Raw genomic sequence first — 16,919 nt, 5'->3', positions numbered from 1 at the left:
AAGGCGCCCGTTTCCCTAGAATCCGCGGCGCCCGAGGCGTCAGATCTCGCGGCGTTCAGGGAGCTCTCCTCATGCATCGATTCCTTCGCGGGGCGCGTCGCGCCCTGCTGGCTGCCGTCGTCCTGTCCGCGCTGAGCGCCTGTGGCGGCGGTGGCGGCGGCGCCGCGGAGACCGCCGCGCCGGTCGCGAACAACAAGCCGCCGCAGGCCAGCATCCTGGGCAGCGGCGACGTGCGCGCCGCGGCGGCCGGCGGCATCGGTCTCGGCGTGACCCTGGGCGGCATCGTCCGCCTGGACGCCAGCGCCAGCAGCGATCCCGACAGCGACGCCCTGAGCTTCGAATGGAGCCTGGTCGCCAAGCCCGAGGGCAGCGCCGTCACGCTGACCGACACGAAGGCCAAGACCCTGCAGTTCTCGCCCGATGCCATCGGGACCTACACCGTCGCGCTCAAGTTGAACGACGGCCGCGGCGGTCAGACGACGCAGCAGCTGTCCATCGCCGTCGACAACCGGCCGCCGACCGGCAACGTGGTGGTCGAACCCAGTTTCACAGCCACCCCCACCGAGCAGGCCGCGCAGAGCGTCAGCGTCGGCGGCACGGCCCTCTTCAACGCCGAGGGCAGCACGGACCCGGACGGGCATGCGGTGACGATCCGGTACGAGCTCGTCGCCCGACCGGCCGGCAGCTCGGCCGCCCTCGTGATCGACGGCAAGCGCGCGCGCCTGGACATCGACCTGCTGGGCAGCTACCGCGTCAAGGTCATCGGCAGCGACGGCCGCGCCAGCTTCGAGACCACCTATCCGTTGACAGCCGACAACCGCGCGCCGATGCCCAGCGCGACCGTGGTGCCCACCTTCACCGTGGTGCCGGCGCAGGCGGCGCCGTTGACCCTCACGGTCGGTGCGTCGGTGCTGGTGGACGCCACCGCCAGCACCGATCCGGACGGCGACACGGTGTCCGTCGGTTTCGCGTTCATGGACAAGCCCGCCGGCAGCACCGCATCGTTGGTCCTGGACGGCAGCAGGAAGGCGCGCTTCGTCGCCGACCTCGGCGGCACCTACCGCGTCAAGGTCACCGGCAGCGACGGCCGCGCCTCCTATGAATCCATCCATACCTTCACCGCCGACAACCGCGCGCCGGTGCCGGTGGTGGTGGAATCGGTGACGCCGGTGGTGGCGCAGGGCCAGGGCTACCAGATCTTCAACGCCACGGTGGGCTACATCTACCAGCTGGACAGCACCCCGTCCTCGGACCCCGACAACAACCTGTCCAGCCGCCGCTGGGACCTGCTGAGCACGCCTGCCGGCAGCGCCGCGACGCTGTCGTCGTCCACGGCCATCGCGGTCACTTTGTCGCCGGACCTGCTCGGCGACTATGTGCTGCAACTGACGGTCATCGACGCCCGGGGTGCCAGCACCACGTCCGCCATTCTGGTCCGCGTCAACAACCGCCGTCCCGTGGCCGCGATCTCGACCAACGCCACGCCGCAGGCCCTGCCCTCGGCGCCGAGCATCCGCGTGCCGCGCAACACGCAGCTCACGCTGCGCGGCGGCAACAGCCTCGATGCCGACGGCGATCCGCTGACCTTCCTGTGGACCCTCGACAGCGGACCGGCCGGCAGCGCCGCGGCGCTGTCGTCGTCCAGCGCCGCCAACCCGACCATCACCGTGGACGCGGATGGCGCCTTCGTGTTCCGCCTGCGGGTGACGGACCCGGCCGGTGCCTTCTCCGAACGCTCGATCACCGTCAACGTCGGGAATGACGCCCCGGTCGCGGTGATCGACCGATCGCGCCTCACGGTGCTGGCCGGCGACACCGCGCGCGCATCGGCGGCCCTCAGCTTCGACCGTGACGGGGATGCCCTGAGCTACAGCTGGACACTCGACGCGCGGCCGACCGGCAGCGCAGCGACGATCGCCAGCCCGAACCAGGCGGCGCTCGCTTTCGTGCCCGACATGGCCGGCACCTATGTCGCGACGGTCTCCGTGTCGGACGGCCGCCTCGTCCACAGCGCCGCGGTCGAAGTGCGGGTCCTGGCGGCACAGGCCAGCAGCGTGCCGCTCACCTTCACGCCGATCGACGCGCGGTATGACGCCGGGCTCGACAAGCTGGTGATCCTGAGCACCAACCCGAACAGCCTGCGCCTCGTCGACCCCTTCACCGGGACCGTCGAGTCGGTCGCCCTGCCGGCCGCGGCCAGCGCCCTGGCCGTCAGCGCGGACGGCAAGCTGGCCGCCGCGCTGCACAGCGGCGCCGTCAGCCTGATCGACCTGCAGACCGTCACCCTGATCCGCACCTCGTCGACCCTGGGCGTCTGGAACTCGGTGATGGTCGATGACGCCGGCTACGTCATGGCCTGCTGCAAGCGCGACTTCGCCTTCAACCAGCCGCTCAAGATGCTGAACGGCCGCACCGGCGACGTGGTTCCCGCCAACACCGACGCCGGCTACATGGCCGGCACCTCCACGAACGGCGTCTTCGTGAGCAAGTTGAACAAGGGGATCGTCGACGGCAACGACGGCACGCCGACGGACCTGCACTACTTCGTGTTCGACCCGGCCACGCACCGGATCACATCGATGAGCGACGGCCCGTACCACGGCGACTACGCGCTGGGGTCGCCACTCCATCTGACGCAGTCGGAGGACTACGTGTTCACCTGGTCCGGCAACTACTTCCGGACCAGCGATCTGCGCCACGCGGGTCGGGTGAGCGGCCTCACCACCGGTGTCGCCAGCCTGAGCAACTTCGCCGCGACGGAGGAGACGCTGATCGTCGATGGGAACACGTCGACCTACCCGTCGAGCTACAAGCGGTACACGAGCGGCCTGTTCCTGCCCGACACCGATCTGGCGCTGCCGCAGATCGGCGGACGGCAGAGCTACGCGATGCGGGTGTTCCACAGCGCGATGGGACGTCACGTGGTCCTGGTGCAGGTGGGCAGCGCCACGGCGGGCGACGCCGGCGTCACGTACTCGATCATCACGCGCTGAGCGGGCGCGGCGGCGGCTCATGCCGCCCATGAGGAAAGGGCCGCCGGATCACTCCGGCGGCCCTTTCTCATTGATGCGGCGCGGCGTTCGCCGCGGCGGTCACACCAGCAGCACCAGCCGCTCCAGGATCAGCACCGCGAAGAAACCGATGCCGGCGATCACGGTCCATTTGATCAGCAGGATGCCGCGCCGGCGCCAGATGGGCTGCTTCGTGCCGATGTAGATGGCGAAGCACAGCAGACCTGCCGCCAGCAGCAGCGCGAAGACGAGACGGAAGACGAGCACTGTCAGCGGTCCTTCGGGCTCACCACGCCGGCGCCAGCTCGGCGAACCCCGCCGGCGCCTCGCGCTCGTCCTCGAAGGTCACGATCTCGTACGCCTCGGCGTCCGACAGCAGCTCGCGCAGCAGCAGGTTGTTCAGCGCGTGCCCGCCCTTGAACGAGGTGTACGCCGCCAGCAATGGATGCCCCACGACCTGCATGTCGCCGATCGCATCCAGGATCTTGTGCTTCACGAACTCGTCGTCGTAGCGCAGGCCCTCGGCGTTCAGCACGCGGTAGTCGTCCACCACGATCGCGTTGTCCATGCTGCCGCCCAGCGTCAGCCCGCGCGAACGCATCAGCTCGATGTCCTTGGTCATGCCGAAGGTGCGCGCCCGCGCGATCTCGCGCTTGTACTGGCCGCTGCCCATGTCGAAGACGTACTGCTGGCCCGTCGCCGACACCGCCGGGTTGTCGAACTCGATCTGGAAGCTCAGCGTGTAGCCGTGGTGCGGCACCAGCTTGGCCCACATCAGGCTCTTGCCCTCGCCCTTGCGCACCTCCACCGGCTTCTTCACCCGCAGGAACTGCTTGGGCGCGTTCTGCAACTCGATGCCCGCGGACTGCAGCAGGAAGACGTAGCTCGCCGCCGAACCGTCCAGCACCGGGACCTCGTCCGCGTTGATGTCGATCAGCAGGTTGTCCAGCCCCAGGCCCGCGCAGGCCGAGAGCAGATGCTCGATCGTCTGCACCTTGGGCTGGCCCGGATCGCCCTGCGGGCTGATCGTCGTGGCCATGCGCGTGTCGCAGACGCTGTGCGTGTTCACCGGGATGTCGACCGGCTGCGCCAGGTCGACGCGCCGGAACACGATGCCGGTGCCGGGCGCGGCCGGACGCAGCGTGATCTCCACCTTCTGGCCGCTGTGGATGCCGACCCCGACCGCGCGGGTCAGCGATTTGATGGTGCGTTGCTTGATCATGCGTGCATTGTCCCAAATCGGGGTCAACCCTGCTGGACGCCGGCCTGGATGACGGCCTCGTGATCGGCCACCGCCACCGGCAGCCGCAAGGTCACCACCGTGCCGTGCCCGGGGCTGCTGTCCACCCGGAGCGAACCGCCCAACACCTTCGCTCGCCGCTGCAGCCCGCGCAGCCCGCGGCCCTGCGCGATCGAGGCGACGTCGAAGCCCTCGCCGTCGTCCTCGACACGGATCTCCACGCGCTTGCCGAGATCTCGTGTCACCACCCTCACCCGGGACGCTCTCGCGTGTTTCAGCGCATTCGTCAGCGCCTCCTGCATCAGCCGCAGCACGTGCAGCGCGTCGGGCGGCTCCAGCCACTCGAGCGTCGGCAGGTCGTGCACGTCCCACTCCAGCTTGAGCCCGCCCAGCTGCAGCCGCTTGCCCAGCCGGTAGCGCATCGTCGCCAGCAGCGACACGATGTCGTGGCCGACGGGTTCGAGCGAATCGATCACCAGCCGCAGGTCGTCCACGCATTCGCGCAGCACGGTCACGACCTGCTCCTGCGGCATCGTGCCCTGCTCCACCGCCACCATCGCCGACAGCAGCGACGAGCCCAGCCCGTCGTGCATGTCCTGCATGATCCGCTGCCGCTCCAGGAGCAGCGCCTGCTGGCGCTCGACCTCGCGCAGCTTGTCGTGCTGGGCGCTCAATTGCACGCTCTGCTCCTCCAGGCGCTGCCCGAGCTCCCCGTTGGCGCGCTCCACGCCCCGCAGTGCCTCGATGTAGCGGAACTGCACCGCGTACAGGAAGCTCGCCAGGATCACCAGCGTCGCGAAGGGCATCAGGTAGATGTGCTCCGGCCACCACCAGCCTGCGAGCAGCCCCAGGTCGTGCACGCCCAGCACGACGCCGATCACCAGCGCCGCGGCCATCACGCGCAGCTCGCGCGTGCCCTGGCGCCAGGCCACGCTGGCCACGAAGCCCGTGCCCGCCAGGCCCACGACCGCGTTGCAGATGTGCAGCAGCACCAGCGCGTCGAAGCCGTTGCCCCACAGTGGCATGGCCGCCAGGCTGGACACCAGCACGAAGAGCGCGATGCCGCGCTCGAAGCGGGAGAAGCGCTGCTGAGCGAAGCGCAGCGCGAAGAGGAAGGTGAGCAGCATCACCCACGACATCGACGCGTGCGTGACCCACCAGAACCATTCGAGCGCGTCGCGCGTGCGCGGCAGGTCCAGGTGGTAGTGCAGGTTGCGGACCAGCCAGGCGACGGTAGCCAGCGAGAACAGCAGGTAGGAGGAATCCTCGCGCCGCTTCACCCACAGCACGAGCGCGAAGAGCCCCAGCGTCACCAGCGTCAGCCCGGTGGCCTGCGGCACGCCGATCTGCAGCACCCAGCGGCGGTCGTGCCGCGGCTCGAGGTCCTCGCGCGCGCCCAGCCACACGCTGGACACCGAGTAGTAGCCGGCCTGCATCACCGGCACCGCGATGACGACCTCGATCTCGCGCGCCTGCTGGATCTCGGTCAGCGCCGCCGGCAGGACCACCCACAGCGGCCGCACCCACTGCTCGCGCGCGCCGGACTGGTTGTCGAAGACCGGCCGCCAGCCGTCGTCGGTCTTCACCAGCACCGCCGCCGCCAGCGCCACCAGCCGCGGCATGTAGAGCGCGACGCTGGTCGGCCAGCGGCCGTTCGGCGCGGCGTAGCGGACGCGGTACCAGCGCATCTGGAAGCGCGCGTCGCTCGTGTTCTGCGTGGCCTCGCGCTGCTGGACCTCGGGCAGCAGGACCGGTTGCCAGGACGCCGGATCCTCCGGCGGCAGCAGCCCCTGCGGCAGCGCCCCGTTCGCGCCGTCCATGACGCGCAGCGCGCGCCACCAGGCCTTGAGCTGATCCTGGGTCCAGTCGCTGGTGGCGACCTCCGCCTCGGTCGCACGCTGCGCGCGGGGAGGCGTCGCCGCCTCGGGCACCGGCCTCGCGGGTCCGAGCGGCGACGCGCGCGCGACCTGCGCTGGCGGTCCCGCGTGGGTCGCATGCGCGGCCTGACCGCCTTGCGCGCGTCCCACGTCGGGCATCAATGCGAACAGCGCGAGGACCAGACTGGCCAGCAACGCGATCAGCCACGGCGTGGACGGACGTCGCACCCACGCTCGCGCCCGAAGCGCGCGCGCGGTCGACGTCGTTTCCCCAACCTCACCGTGGACCATGCATCCGCTCTGTCTTGTGATCGCGCGCCAGTGTGCCGAAGTTCACCGAACGGCACGAGCGTTCATTTGCAACAAGAGCCTCCGGGCCCCTTGAATGCGGGCATCCGCCATCGCCACCCCGACGACCGCGAGACGAAAAAAGGCCGTACCCGATGCGGGTACGGCCTTGAAGCTGATGGCGTTCGAGAGCGGTCGGTCTCAGTCCGCCTGCTTGCGCAGGAAGGCCGGGATCTCGATCTCGTCCATGCCGTTGGACGACAGGGCCTCGACCTTGGCCGCGGCCGTGCGGCCGTGGCGCCAGACACTGGGCACGCTCATGCCGCCGAAGTCCGTCGAGGACATGGGCGCGGCGGCCGGCGTGCCTTGCGCGGCGGCCGAGCCCGGCATCACCACCGGCTGCGTCAGCACCGGCATGTTGTCGGTGCCGGTGCGCAGCTGCGGCTGCTGCACGACCAGCTGCGGCTGCTGGCGCGCCGCGGCGCGCTGGCTCAGGCCGGTCGCGATCACGGTGACGCGCAGCTGGTCGCCCAGCGATTCGTCGTAGGCGGTGCCGTAGATGATGTGCGCGTCTTCAGCGGCGTAGCGCTTGATCGCGGTCATCGCGTTGCGGCTCTCGGCCAGCTTGAAGTTGTTGCGGCTGGCCGCGATCAGCACCAGCACGCCGCGCGCGCCGGACAGATCGATGCCTTCCAGCAGCGGGCAGGCGACAGCGCCTTCCGCGGCCTTGGACGCGCGGTCCGGACCGGCCGCGACGGCCGTGCCCATCATCGCCTTGCCCGGCTCGCTCATCACGGTCTTCACGTCTTCGAAGTCGACGTTGACCAGGCCCGGCATGTGGATGATGTCGGAGATGCCGCCGACCGCGTTCTTCAGCACGTCGTTGGCGTGCGCGAAGGCCTGGTCCTGCGTGACGTCATCGCCCAGCACTTCCAGCAGCTTGTCGTTCAGCACGACGATCAGCGAGTCCACGTTGGCCTCGAGTTCCTGCAGGCCCAGGTCCGCGGCCTTGCCGCGGCGGTTGCCTTCGAACTCGAACGGCTTGGTGACCACGCCGACGGTCAGGATGCCCATTTCCTTGGCCACGCGGGCGATCACGGGCGCGGCACCGGTGCCGGTCCCGCCGCCCATGCCGGCGGTGATGAACAGCATGTGCGCGCCGGTGATGGATTCGCGGATGCGCGCCTCGGCTTCCTCGGCGGCGGTTTTGCCGACCTCGGGTTTCGCACCGGCGCCCAGGCCGGTATGGCCCAGTTGCAGGAGTTGATCGGCCTTGGAGCGATTCAGGGCTTGGGCATCCGTGTTGGCCACGATGAATTCCACGCCCTGGACACCTTGGCTGATCATGTGCTCGACCGCGTTGCCGCCGCCGCCGCCCACGCCGATCACCTTGATCTGGGTGCCTTGATCAAACTCTTCGATCATCTCGATCGCCATATCAAACCTCCTGTCCATATTGTGCAGCTGCCATCAGCAAAATAGAAGTGGGATCCACCCTTTTTTAGGGGGCAAAACCCTCAAACGTCGTAAAGAAAGCGTGAGCCGGTCAGTGCCAGCTTCTTAGAAATTCCCCAGGAACCAGTCCTTGGCGCGGCCGAACAAGGTCTTCACGGACCCCGCCTGCTGCGCCGCCTTGAATCCCCGCGTGCGCGACAGGCGCGCTTCCTCCAACAATCCCATCACGGTGGCCGAACGGGGATTGGCCACCATGTCGAACAACGCGCCGTTGTAGGTCGGATTTCCCCGGCGTACCGGTTTCAGGAAAATATCCTCGGCCAGTTCCACCATCCCCGGCATCACCGACGAACCGCCCGACAGGACGATTCCGGAGGACAGCAGTTCCTCATAGCCGGATTCCCGGATGACCTGGTGAACGAGGGAGAAGATTTCCTCGACCCGGGGTTCGATGACCCCGGCCAAAGCCTGTTTGGAGAGCATGCGGGGTGCCCGGTCGCCCAAACCCGGCACTTCGACCTGGTCCGCCGGATCGGCCAGCAATTGCTTGGCCACGCCGTGCTCGACCTTGATTTCCTCCGCATCCTTGGTCGGGGTGCGCAGCGCCATCGCGATATCGCTGGTAATCAGGTCGCCGGCGATCGGAATCACCGCGGTATGGCGGATCGAACCGCCGGTGAAAATCGCCACATCGGTCGTGCCGGCGCCGATGTCGACCAGCGCCACGCCCAGGTCGCGCTCGTCGGAAGTTAGTGCTGCCAAACTGGAAGCGCTAGGATTCAGAACGAGTTGCTCGACTTCCAGCCCACAGCGGCGGACGCACTTGACGATGTTTTCCGCCGCGCTCTGGGCGCCGGTCACGATGTGGACCTTGACCTCCAACCGGCCGCCGCTCATGCCGATCGGCTCTTTCACCTCGTGACCGTCGATGACGAATTCCTGGGGTTCGACCAGCAGCAGGCGCTGGTCGTTGGGGATATTGATGGCCTTGGCGGTTTCCACCACCCGGGCGACATCCACCGGCGTGACTTCCTTGTCCCGCACGATCACCATCCCGGTCGAGTTCTGGCCGCGGATATGGCTGCCGGTAATCCCGGTATAAACCCTCGAGATCCGGCAGTCGGCCATCATTTCGGCCTCTTTCAGGGCCTGCTGGATGGACTGGACGGTAGCGTCGATATTGACCACGACCCCGCGTTTCAGACCGTGGCTGGGCGCGACGCCCAGACCGGCGATCCGCAATTGGCCGTCCCCCATCACCTCGGCCACGACCGCCATGATCTTGGCGGTGCCGATGTCCAACCCGACGACCAAATCCTTGTATTCCTTGGCCATGCCTGTCCTCAATTCTTCTTGGCGCCCTTGGGCGCAGTGGTAACCGTCGTCACGCCCGCCAGCCGGACCGCATATCCGGATTCGTGGCGGAGGTCCGCCGATACCAGCGCGGTGCGGTAGCGGGCGGTGATCTGGGGAATGCTGGCGATGAACTGGCCATACCGGGCGACGACTTCCGCCTCGCTGCCCCGGCCGAGTTCGACGATCGCGCCCTTTTCCAGCGTCGCTTTCCAGGAACCCCGCCCGGACAAATCCAGCCGGGCGACACCTTCATCCAGTTTTCCGTGGGTCAGCGGATCGAGTTGCCGCCACATCGCCAGCATCGCGGCCGAGGATTTGGCCGGACCGGCCAACGTGGGCAGGTCCTCGTCCTCGACGTCGCCGAGATTCGCCTCGAAGACCTCGCCGAAACTGTTGACCAGCCGGGTATCGACGACCGCCTCGCTGTCGGCGTCGGCGTTGTCGGCCTTGGTTTCCCAATAGGCGGCGGGGCGGTGTTCCTCGAGCGCGACCACCAGGTGCAGCGGCCAGACGCGCCGCACCGTGGCGTGGCGCACCCAGGGCACCGCTTCGAAGGCGGCGCGCGCCTGCTGCAGGTTCATCGTCAGGAAGTTGCCGCTCAGCCGCGGCAGCGCGTTCGCGCGCAGCGACGCGCCGCTGTTGCGGCTCACGTCGCCTTCGACCGTGATCGATTTGATCGAGAACGCCGGCTGCCGCGCCAGCCAGTACACCCCCACCACGCCCGCGGCCAGCGCCACGACGGCCAGCAACAGACCCGCCACGCCGTTCATCACGCGGATGTCCGGCGGCAGCGGGCTGGCGGTGTGGGTGAAGGTGGCGCCCATGGCGGTGGCTCGGGTCTCGTGCGCTCGTGCGTCTGCGTGGTCGTTGAGGGCCGGCTCAGGCCTGGCTGTCCAGCCGCGATTGCGACAGGAGGTACAGGCACAGCTTCGGGTAGGAGATGCCGACGGCGGCGGCCGCCTTCGGCACCAGCGAGTGGGAGGTCATGCCCGGCGAGGTGTTGATCTCCAGCAGGAACAGCTGGCCGTCGGACTTGCGGCGCATCACGTCGACGCGCCCCCAGCCCCGCGCGCCCAGCGAGCGGTAGGCCGCCAGTACCAGGTCTTGCACGCGGTCCTGCTCGTCGGCGGGCAACTGGCCGACCAGGTATTGGGTCGTGTCGGTGAAGTACTTGTTCTGGTAGTCGTAGTTGCCGCCCTCGGCGCGGATCTCGATGACCGGCAGCGCGATCGCATCGGCGCCCTCGCCCAGCACCGGGCAGGTCAGCTCGGCACCGTCGACGAATTCCTCGCACAACACTTCGGCGTCGTACTTCGCGGCGAGTTCGACCGCCGCCTGCATGTCCGAATAGCCCATCACCTTGCTCGCGCCGATCGAGGATCCCTCGTGCGGCGGCTTGACGAAGATCGGCAGGCCGAGTTCATCGGGCACCGCGCGGACGCGCTCGCGCTGCAGCTCGCCGCGCTTGAGGCTGACCCAGCGCGGCGTCGACAGCTTGTCGGCCAGCCAGACCCGCTTGGTGGTGATCTTGTCCATCGCGATGGCCGAGGCCATCACGCCGGAGCCGGTGTACGGGATGCCCATCAATTCGAGCGCGCCCTGCACCGTGCCGTCTTCGCCGTGGCGACCGTGCAGCGCAATGAAGGCGCGTTGGAAACCTTCGGACTTGAGTTCGAGCAGGTTGCGCTGACCCGGGTCGAAGGCGTGCGCGTCGACGCCTTCCGACTGCAGCGCGGCCAGCACGCCACTGCCCGACATCAGCGAGACCTCGCGTTCGGCCGAGTCGCCGCCGAAGAGCACGGCGACCTTGCCGAGCGACTTCGCATCGATGCGGTCGATGGCGAGGTGTTGATACAGCGCGGAAGGCGCCGGGGACGCGGAAGCGTTGTCGAGGTCCGTGGTCATGCGCGGCCTCCCTTCGTCATGAGTTCAACGGTGCGCGCGGGAACGGCGGCGATCGAGCCGGCCCCCATCACGATCACCACATCGCCGGCGCGCGCCTGGTGGGCGATCGCCTGCGGCAGTCCCTGCCAGTCGCCGACGAAGCCGGCCGCGGTGCCGCGGTCGGTCACCGCGCGCGCCAGGCTTTCGCCGCTGATGCCGGGCAGCGGGGACTCGCTGGCGGCATAAATCTCGGTCAGCAGCACGCCGTCGGCCTGCGCGAGGACGTCGGCGAATTCCTCGAAGCAGTCGCGGGTGCGCGTGTAGCGGTGCGGCTGGAAGGCCAGCACCAGACGGCGGCCGGGATAGGCGCCGCGCGCGGCTTTGAGCACGGCCTGCATCTCGACCGGGTGGTGGCCGTAGTCGTCGATGAGCAGCGCGGTGCCTTCGGCCGTCGAGCCGTCGGCGCGTGCCACCGGCAACTCGCCATACGACTGGAAGCGCCGGCCCACGCCGCCGAAATTCGCGAGGCCCTGCAGCAGCGCGGCGTCGTCGACGCCCAGCTCCATCGCCATCGCGATCACCGACAGCGCGTTCAGCACGTTGTGCTGGCCGTTCAGGCGCAGCAGCACCTTCAACGGCGGCAGCTCGCGGCCCTGGCGATCGCGGCGCAGCGCGACGAAGCGCATGCCGCCGCCAGCCTCGGCCGCGACGTCGGTCGCGCGCACGGCATTGCCTGCGTCGAGTCCGTACAGGATCACGGGCCGCGACAGCATCGGCACGATGCTGCGCACGCCCTCATCGTCGCCGCACAGCACCGCCGCGCCCCAGAAGGGCATCCGGTGCAGGAAGTCGACGAAGGCCTGACGCAGACGGGCCATGTCGTGCCCGTAGGTGTCCATGTGGTCGGCGTCGATGTTGGTGACGATCGCCAGCTGCGGCAGCAGATGCAGGAAGGAAGCGTCGGATTCGTCCGCCTCGACGACCATGTGCAGCCCGCCGCCCAGCGCCGCGTTGGCGCCCGCGGCCAGCAGCTGTCCGCCGATCGCATAACTCGGATCGAGTCCGGCCTGCTGCATCACCGTCGTCAGCAGCGAGGTGGTCGTCGTCTTGCCGTGCGTGCCGGCGACCGCAATGCCCATGCGCGGGCGCATCAGCTCGGCCAGCATCTGCGCGCGCAGCAGCACGGGGATGCCATGCTGGTGGGCGGCCATCAGCTCGGGGTTGTCGGCCTTGATCGCGCTGGACTTGACCAGCACCTGCGCCGTGCCGACGTGCTCGGCGGCGTGGCCGATCTTCACATCGACGCCGAGCGAACGCAGGCGGCGCGTGGTGTCGCTCTCGCCCTGGTCGGAGCCGCTGACGCGATACCCCTGGGCCACCAGCAGTTCAGCGATGCCGCTCATGCCGGCGCCGCCGATGCCGGTGAAGTGGATGCGTTGGAGGGCGTGCTTCATGCGCGCGCTCCGTTGCCCGACTTGGCGTCGCGTTCGTTCACGAGCGCCTCGAGTTCATCGGCCACACGGCCCGCCGCGCGCGGACGCGCCAGCGAGCGCGCCTTGGACGCCATCGCCAGCCAGTGCTCGCGCGGCTGCTGCAGCAGGTCGAACAGCGCCTGCGCGCTGAGCTCGCCCTGCGGCAGGTGCGTGCCCGCCGCATGCTGCGCCATGTACTGCGCGTTGTCGCGCTGGTGCGAGGTCGTGCTCACGACCAACGGCACCAGGATGCTGGCGACGCCGGCGGCACACAGCTCGGACACCGTCACCGCGCCGGCGCGGCAGATCACCACGTCGGCCTCGGCCAGACGCTGCGCCATGTCGTTGATGAAAGGCACGACCTCGGCCTGCACGCCGACCTTCGCGTACGCGGCCTGCACGAGCGGGAAGTTGGCCTCGCCCGTCTGGTGCGTGACCATCGGGCGCTGATGCTCGTCCCACAGCGCGAGCGTCTGCGGCAGCACGTCGTTGATCGCGCGCGCGCCCAGCGAGCCGCCGACCACCAGCACCTTCAGCGGACCGTTGCGATCGGCGAAGCGCAGTTCGGGCGCGGGCAGGTCCTCGATCTCGACGCGGACCGGATTGCCGGTGACGACGCTCTTCTTCTGCTGCGCGGCGGCCAGGCCGTCGAAGCCGAAGGCGATCTTCTTCGCGACCGGCGCGAGCGCCTTGTTGGACAGCAGCAACGCCGCATCGGCGTTCACCAGCATCAGCGGACGGCGCATCACCCAGGCCATCAGGCCGCCGGGGAAGCAGACGTAGCCGCCCATGCCGAGTACCGCATCCGCCTTGCGCGCGCTGAAGACGTGCGCGCTCTGGCCGAGCGCCTTGAACAGGCGGACGACGCCGAGCAGCGAATGCTTCAGGCCCTTGCCGCGCAGGCCGGCGAAGGACAAGCGGTCCATCGGCAGACCCGACGGCGGCACGAGCTTGTTCTCCATGCCGGCTTCGGTGCCGAGCCAGGACACGGTCCAACCGCGGCGCTGCATCTCGGCGGCGACGGCAAGACCGGGAATCACGTGGCCGCCCGTACCGGCGGCCATCACGACGAGGTGGCGCGTGCTCATGCCCGCCCTCCCCGCATCAGTTGTCTGTTCTCGATGTCGATTCGCAAGCAGATCGCCAGTGCCACGCAGTTGAGGACGGTGGCCGAGCCGCCGTAGCTCATCAGCGGCAGCGTCAGGCCCTTGGTCGGCAGCGCGCCGAGGTTCACGCCCATGTTGATGAAGGCCTGGCCGCCCATCCAGATGCCGATGCCCTGCGCGTAGAGACCGGCGAAGACGCGGTCCAGCGCGACGGCCTGGCGGCCGATGTGGAAGAGCCGGCGCGACAGCCAGAAGAACGCGAAGATCACGATGGCCACGCCGATGAAGCCCAGTTCCTCGCCGATGACGGCGAGCAGGAAGTCGGTGTGGGCCTCGGGCAGGTAATGCAGCTTCTCGAGGCTGGAGCCCAGGCCCTGGCCGAAGAACTCGCCCCGTCCGAAGGCGATCAGCGAGTGCGTCAGCTGGTAGGCCTTGCCCTGCGCGTACTTCTCGTCCCACGGGTTCAGGTAGGCGAAGATCCGTTCGCGGCGGAAATCGCTGAAGGTGATCATCAGCACGAAGGCGCCGATCAGCACCGCCACGCTGAGGAAGAACATGCGGCCGTTGACGCCGCCCAGGAACAGGATGCCCATCGCGATGGCCGCGATGACCATGAAGGCGCCCATGTCCGGCTCGGCCAGCAGCAGCATGCCGGTGAAGGCCAGCGCGGCGGCCATTGGCCACACGGCGCGGACGAAGTTCTCCTTCACCTCCATCTTGCGGACCATGTAGTTGGCCGCGTACATCGCGATGGCCAGCTTGGCCAGCTCGGAGGGCTGGAAGTTCATGACGCCCAGCGGCAGCCAGCGGCGCGCGCCGTTCACGCCTTTGCCGACGTGCGGGATCAGCACGATCATCAGCAGCGCCAGCGCGACGACGAAGAGCTTGGGCGCATGACGCTCCCAGAAGCTCACCGGCACCATCACGGTGATCCAGCCGGACAGCAGGCCGATCGCGATGAACAGGCTCTGGCGCACGAAGAAGTGCATCGGCTGGTACTTGGCGAACTTGGGGTTGTCCGGCAACGCGATCGACGCCGAATAGACCATCAGCAGGCCCAGCGCGAGCAGCGACAGCACGACCCAGATCAGCGTCAGGTCGAAGCCGAGCAGGCGCGTCGGCTGGCCGGCGGACGTGGAGACCCAGTCGCGCACCGGCACGTCGACGCTGCCCGCGCCGCCAGCGCCCGCCGCTGTCGGACGACGGGAGGCCAGCGCGCGCACGCGCTCGCTCAGGGTTTCGAAGAAGGAGGCGCCGCTCATCCGATGAGGCCCTCGTCTTCGGCCAACTCGCGCACGGTGGCGATGAACACCTCGGCGCGATGGGCGTAGTTGCGGAACATGTCCAGGCTGGCGCAGGCCGGGCTCAGCAGCACGCTGTCGCCCGACTGCGCCTGCGCGAGCGACCAGTGCGTGGCGGCTTCGAGCGAGTCGTGGCGATGCATCACGACGCCGCAGTCCTGCAGCACGGCTTCGATCTGCGGCGCGTCGCGGCCGATCAGCGCCACCGCGCGCGCATGCAACGCGATCGGTGTGGCGAGCGGGGAGAAGTCCTGTCCCTTGCCGTCGCCGCCCAGGATCATCACGAGCTTGGCCGGCGCGCGGTCGGCGCCGAGGCCCATCACGGCGGCGACGGTCGCGCCGACGTTGGTGCCCTTGGAGTCGTCGTAGAAGTCGACACCCTTGATTGACGTGACGAACTCGACGCGGTGCGGCTCGCCACGGTATTCGCGCAGGCCGTGCAGCATCGGCGCCAGCGGGCAGTCGATGGACGTGGCGAGCGCCAGCGCCGCCAGCGCATTCGCGGCGTTGTGGCGGCCGCGCACGCGCAGCGCGTCAGCGGGCATCAGGCGCTGGATGATGAGGTCTTCCTCCTCGTCCTTGCGGCGCTTCAGGCCCTTCAGCTCTTCTTCCTGTTCACGGGCGCGGACCAGCCACGCCATGCCGTTCTCGACCAGCAGGCCGAAGTCGCCGGGACGGCGCGGCGCATCCAGGCCGAAGCGGACGACGTCGCGCTCGACGAGCTTCGCCGGCCGGCCGCGGCCTTGCTTGACGGTGATGGGCGCGGGCACGAGTGCCTCGACTTCGGGATCGTCGCGATTGATCACGAGCACGCCGTGCTCGCCGAAGATGCGGCCCTTGGCGCGCGCATAGGCCGGCATGTCACCGTGCCAGTCGAGGTGATCCTGCGTGATGTTGAGCACCGCGCCGGCGCTCGGCTCGAAGCCCTTCACGCCGTCGAGCTGGAAGCTCGACAGCTCCAGCACCCAGACCTGCGGCAGCACCTCAAACTCGGCGGGCTTGGGCGGCGGCGGCTTGATCGGCAGCGGCTGCTCGTCGAGCAGCTCGGCGACGGTTTCGAGCGCAGTGCGGTCGTCGGTCGATGCTGGCGCAGCAGCGGACTGCGCCACCGGCTCAACCGGCTCAACCGGCTGAGCGGACTCGATGGCATCGACCGGCGCTGTCGAATCGGCGGCGTCGCTCGACTCGATCTCGTTCGTGTCGAAGGACTCCAGCAGCACGTCGGCATTCGGCACTTCGGGCACGTCGCCGACGTCTTCGATCGCGACCGTCTCGCCGGGCTCCGTCGACACCACAGATTCCACGGCCAGGTCGACGACGGCTTCATCCGCAGCGTCGGCCGCATCGGCCTCGGCGGCGAGCTCGTCCTCCTTCGGCTGAGGCATCGGCTCCTTGTCGAGCGCATCGCTCAAGGTGCCGAGCAGCGTCGGGCCGATGTTGCCCGCCATCGCGACGCGGCGGCCGGCGCGCTCGACCAGCAGCGCGGTCATGCTGGTGGTCGTCGTCTTGCCGTTGGTGCCGGTGATCGCGAGCACGCCGGGTTCGTAGCGGTACAGCGTCTTGAGCTCCGCCAGCGCCTGCGCGAACAGTTCCAGCTCGCCGCGCACGCGCAGGCCGATCTCCTCGGCGCGCTCGAACAGCGGCTTCAGCCGTGCGTCCAGCGGCGACAGGCCGGGGCTCTTCAGCAGCACCCAGCTGTGGTCGATCGTCGCCAGCAGTGCCGGCGAGAACTCGCCATGCTCGAACGCGGCGTCCGGCAGGCGCTCGCGCAGCGCGGCCAGCTGCGGCGGCTGCTCGCGGCTGTCCCAGACGGTGACGCGCGCGCCCAGGCGCGCGGCCCAGGCCGCCATCGCGAGCCCGGAGTCGCCCAGGCCCAGCACGAACGCGTGCCGGTCCTGGAAGAGCGCCGGGAAGTGGAGGGAGGACATC

12 protein-coding genes are annotated in these 16,919 nt (G+C 69.0%); 1 reads left to right on the top strand and 11 read right to left on the bottom strand.

Translation table 11 applies throughout. From position 1 onward, the window contains the following. Positions 1–71: 71 nt before the first annotated feature. Positions 72–2,993, top strand: a complete 2,922-nt coding sequence (locus AC07OZ_RS15410) for a PKD domain-containing protein (protein ID WP_495467959.1) — start codon at positions 72–74, stop codon at positions 2,991–2,993. Between the two features lie 99 nt (positions 2,994–3,092). Here the strand turns inward: AC07OZ_RS15410 and AC07OZ_RS15405 are convergent, their stop codons facing one another. The 11 genes from AC07OZ_RS15405 to murD form a co-directional block, all read right to left on the bottom strand. Further along, positions 3,093–3,278, bottom strand: a complete 186-nt coding sequence (locus AC07OZ_RS15405) for a hypothetical protein (protein WP_495467958.1) — start codon at positions 3,276–3,278, stop codon at positions 3,093–3,095. Between the two features lie 19 nt (positions 3,279–3,297). Beyond that, complete coding sequence (gene lpxC / locus AC07OZ_RS15400) at positions 3,298–4,233, bottom strand: UDP-3-O-acyl-N-acetylglucosamine deacetylase (protein ID WP_067276923.1); 936 nt, start codon at positions 4,231–4,233, stop codon at positions 3,298–3,300. Positions 4,234–4,256: 23 nt separating this feature from the next. Further along, the gene (locus AC07OZ_RS15395; protein WP_495467957.1) at positions 4,257–6,356 is read right to left on the bottom strand and encodes a sensor histidine kinase; all 2,100 of its coding nucleotides are present in this window, start codon (positions 6,354–6,356) and stop codon (positions 4,257–4,259) included. 261 nt (positions 6,357–6,617) lie between these two features. Continuing rightward, positions 6,618–7,853 carry a cell division protein FtsZ gene (ftsZ, locus tag AC07OZ_RS15390; RefSeq protein WP_495467956.1) on the bottom strand — a complete coding sequence of 412 codons (1,236 nt, stop codon included), beginning with the start codon at positions 7,851–7,853 and terminating at the stop codon, positions 6,618–6,620. A gap of 123 nt (positions 7,854–7,976) precedes the next feature. Further along, entirely contained in the window at positions 7,977–9,206 is a 1,230-nt protein-coding gene (ftsA, locus tag AC07OZ_RS15385; protein WP_067276931.1) for a cell division protein FtsA, read from the bottom strand. A gap of 8 nt (positions 9,207–9,214) precedes the next feature. Then, the gene (locus AC07OZ_RS15380; RefSeq protein ID WP_495467955.1) at positions 9,215–10,051 is read right to left on the bottom strand and encodes a cell division protein FtsQ/DivIB; all 837 of its coding nucleotides are present in this window, start codon (positions 10,049–10,051) and stop codon (positions 9,215–9,217) included. 55 nt (positions 10,052–10,106) lie between these two features. After that, entirely contained in the window at positions 10,107–11,132 is a 1,026-nt protein-coding gene (locus tag AC07OZ_RS15375; RefSeq protein ID WP_495467954.1) for a D-alanine--D-alanine ligase, read from the bottom strand. Next, entirely contained in the window at positions 11,129–12,565 is a 1,437-nt protein-coding gene (gene murC / locus AC07OZ_RS15370) for a UDP-N-acetylmuramate--L-alanine ligase (protein ID WP_495467953.1), read from the bottom strand. Before murC ends, AC07OZ_RS15375 begins: the two co-directional genes overlap by 4 nt. Next, a complete protein-coding gene (gene murG / locus AC07OZ_RS15365) occupies positions 12,562–13,671 on the bottom strand; it encodes an undecaprenyldiphospho-muramoylpentapeptide beta-N-acetylglucosaminyltransferase (protein ID WP_495467952.1) in 1,110 nt (369 codons plus the stop codon). Before murG ends, murC begins: the two co-directional genes overlap by 4 nt. Next, positions 13,668–14,951 carry a putative lipid II flippase FtsW gene (gene ftsW, locus AC07OZ_RS15360; protein ID WP_495467951.1) on the bottom strand — a complete coding sequence of 428 codons (1,284 nt, stop codon included), beginning with the start codon at positions 14,949–14,951 and terminating at the stop codon, positions 13,668–13,670. Before ftsW ends, murG begins: the two co-directional genes overlap by 4 nt. Beyond that, positions 14,948–16,918, bottom strand: coding sequence for a UDP-N-acetylmuramoyl-L-alanine--D-glutamate ligase (gene murD / locus AC07OZ_RS15355; RefSeq protein WP_495467950.1), 1,971 nt, complete (start codon positions 16,916–16,918; stop codon positions 14,948–14,950). Before murD ends, ftsW begins: the two co-directional genes overlap by 4 nt. Position 16,919 lies beyond the last annotated feature (1 nt).

Source organism: Roseateles sp. GW821-FHT09G03, assembly GCF_059416045.1.
This window is presented reverse-complemented; position numbering and strand designations above follow the sequence as displayed.

Bases quoted from the DNA above. Each gene is read 5' to 3' on its own strand.
- AC07OZ_RS15410 (WP_495467959.1), top strand. From the start codon at position 72: ATGCATCGATTCCTTCGCGGGGCGCGTCGCGCCCTGCTGGCTGCCGTC.
- lpxC (WP_067276923.1), bottom strand. From the start codon at position 4,233: ATGATCAAGCAACGCACCATCAAATCGCTGACCCGCGCGGTCGGGGTC.
- ftsZ (WP_495467956.1), bottom strand. From the start codon at position 7,853: ATGGCGATCGAGATGATCGAAGAGTTTGATCAAGGCACCCAGATCAAG.
- ftsA (WP_067276931.1), bottom strand. From the start codon at position 9,206: ATGGCCAAGGAATACAAGGATTTGGTCGTCGGGTTGGACATCGGCACC.
- AC07OZ_RS15380 (WP_495467955.1), bottom strand. From the start codon at position 10,051: ATGGGCGCCACCTTCACCCACACCGCCAGCCCGCTGCCGCCGGACATC.
- AC07OZ_RS15375 (WP_495467954.1), bottom strand. From the start codon at position 11,132: ATGACCACGGACCTCGACAACGCTTCCGCGTCCCCGGCGCCTTCCGCG.
- murC (WP_495467953.1), bottom strand. From the start codon at position 12,565: ATGAAGCACGCCCTCCAACGCATCCACTTCACCGGCATCGGCGGCGCC.
- murG (WP_495467952.1), bottom strand. From the start codon at position 13,671: ATGAGCACGCGCCACCTCGTCGTGATGGCCGCCGGTACGGGCGGCCAC.
- ftsW (WP_495467951.1), bottom strand. From the start codon at position 14,951: ATGAGCGGCGCCTCCTTCTTCGAAACCCTGAGCGAGCGCGTGCGCGCG.
- murD (WP_495467950.1), bottom strand. From the start codon at position 16,918: ATGTCCTCCCTCCACTTCCCGGCGCTCTTCCAGGACCGGCACGCGTTC.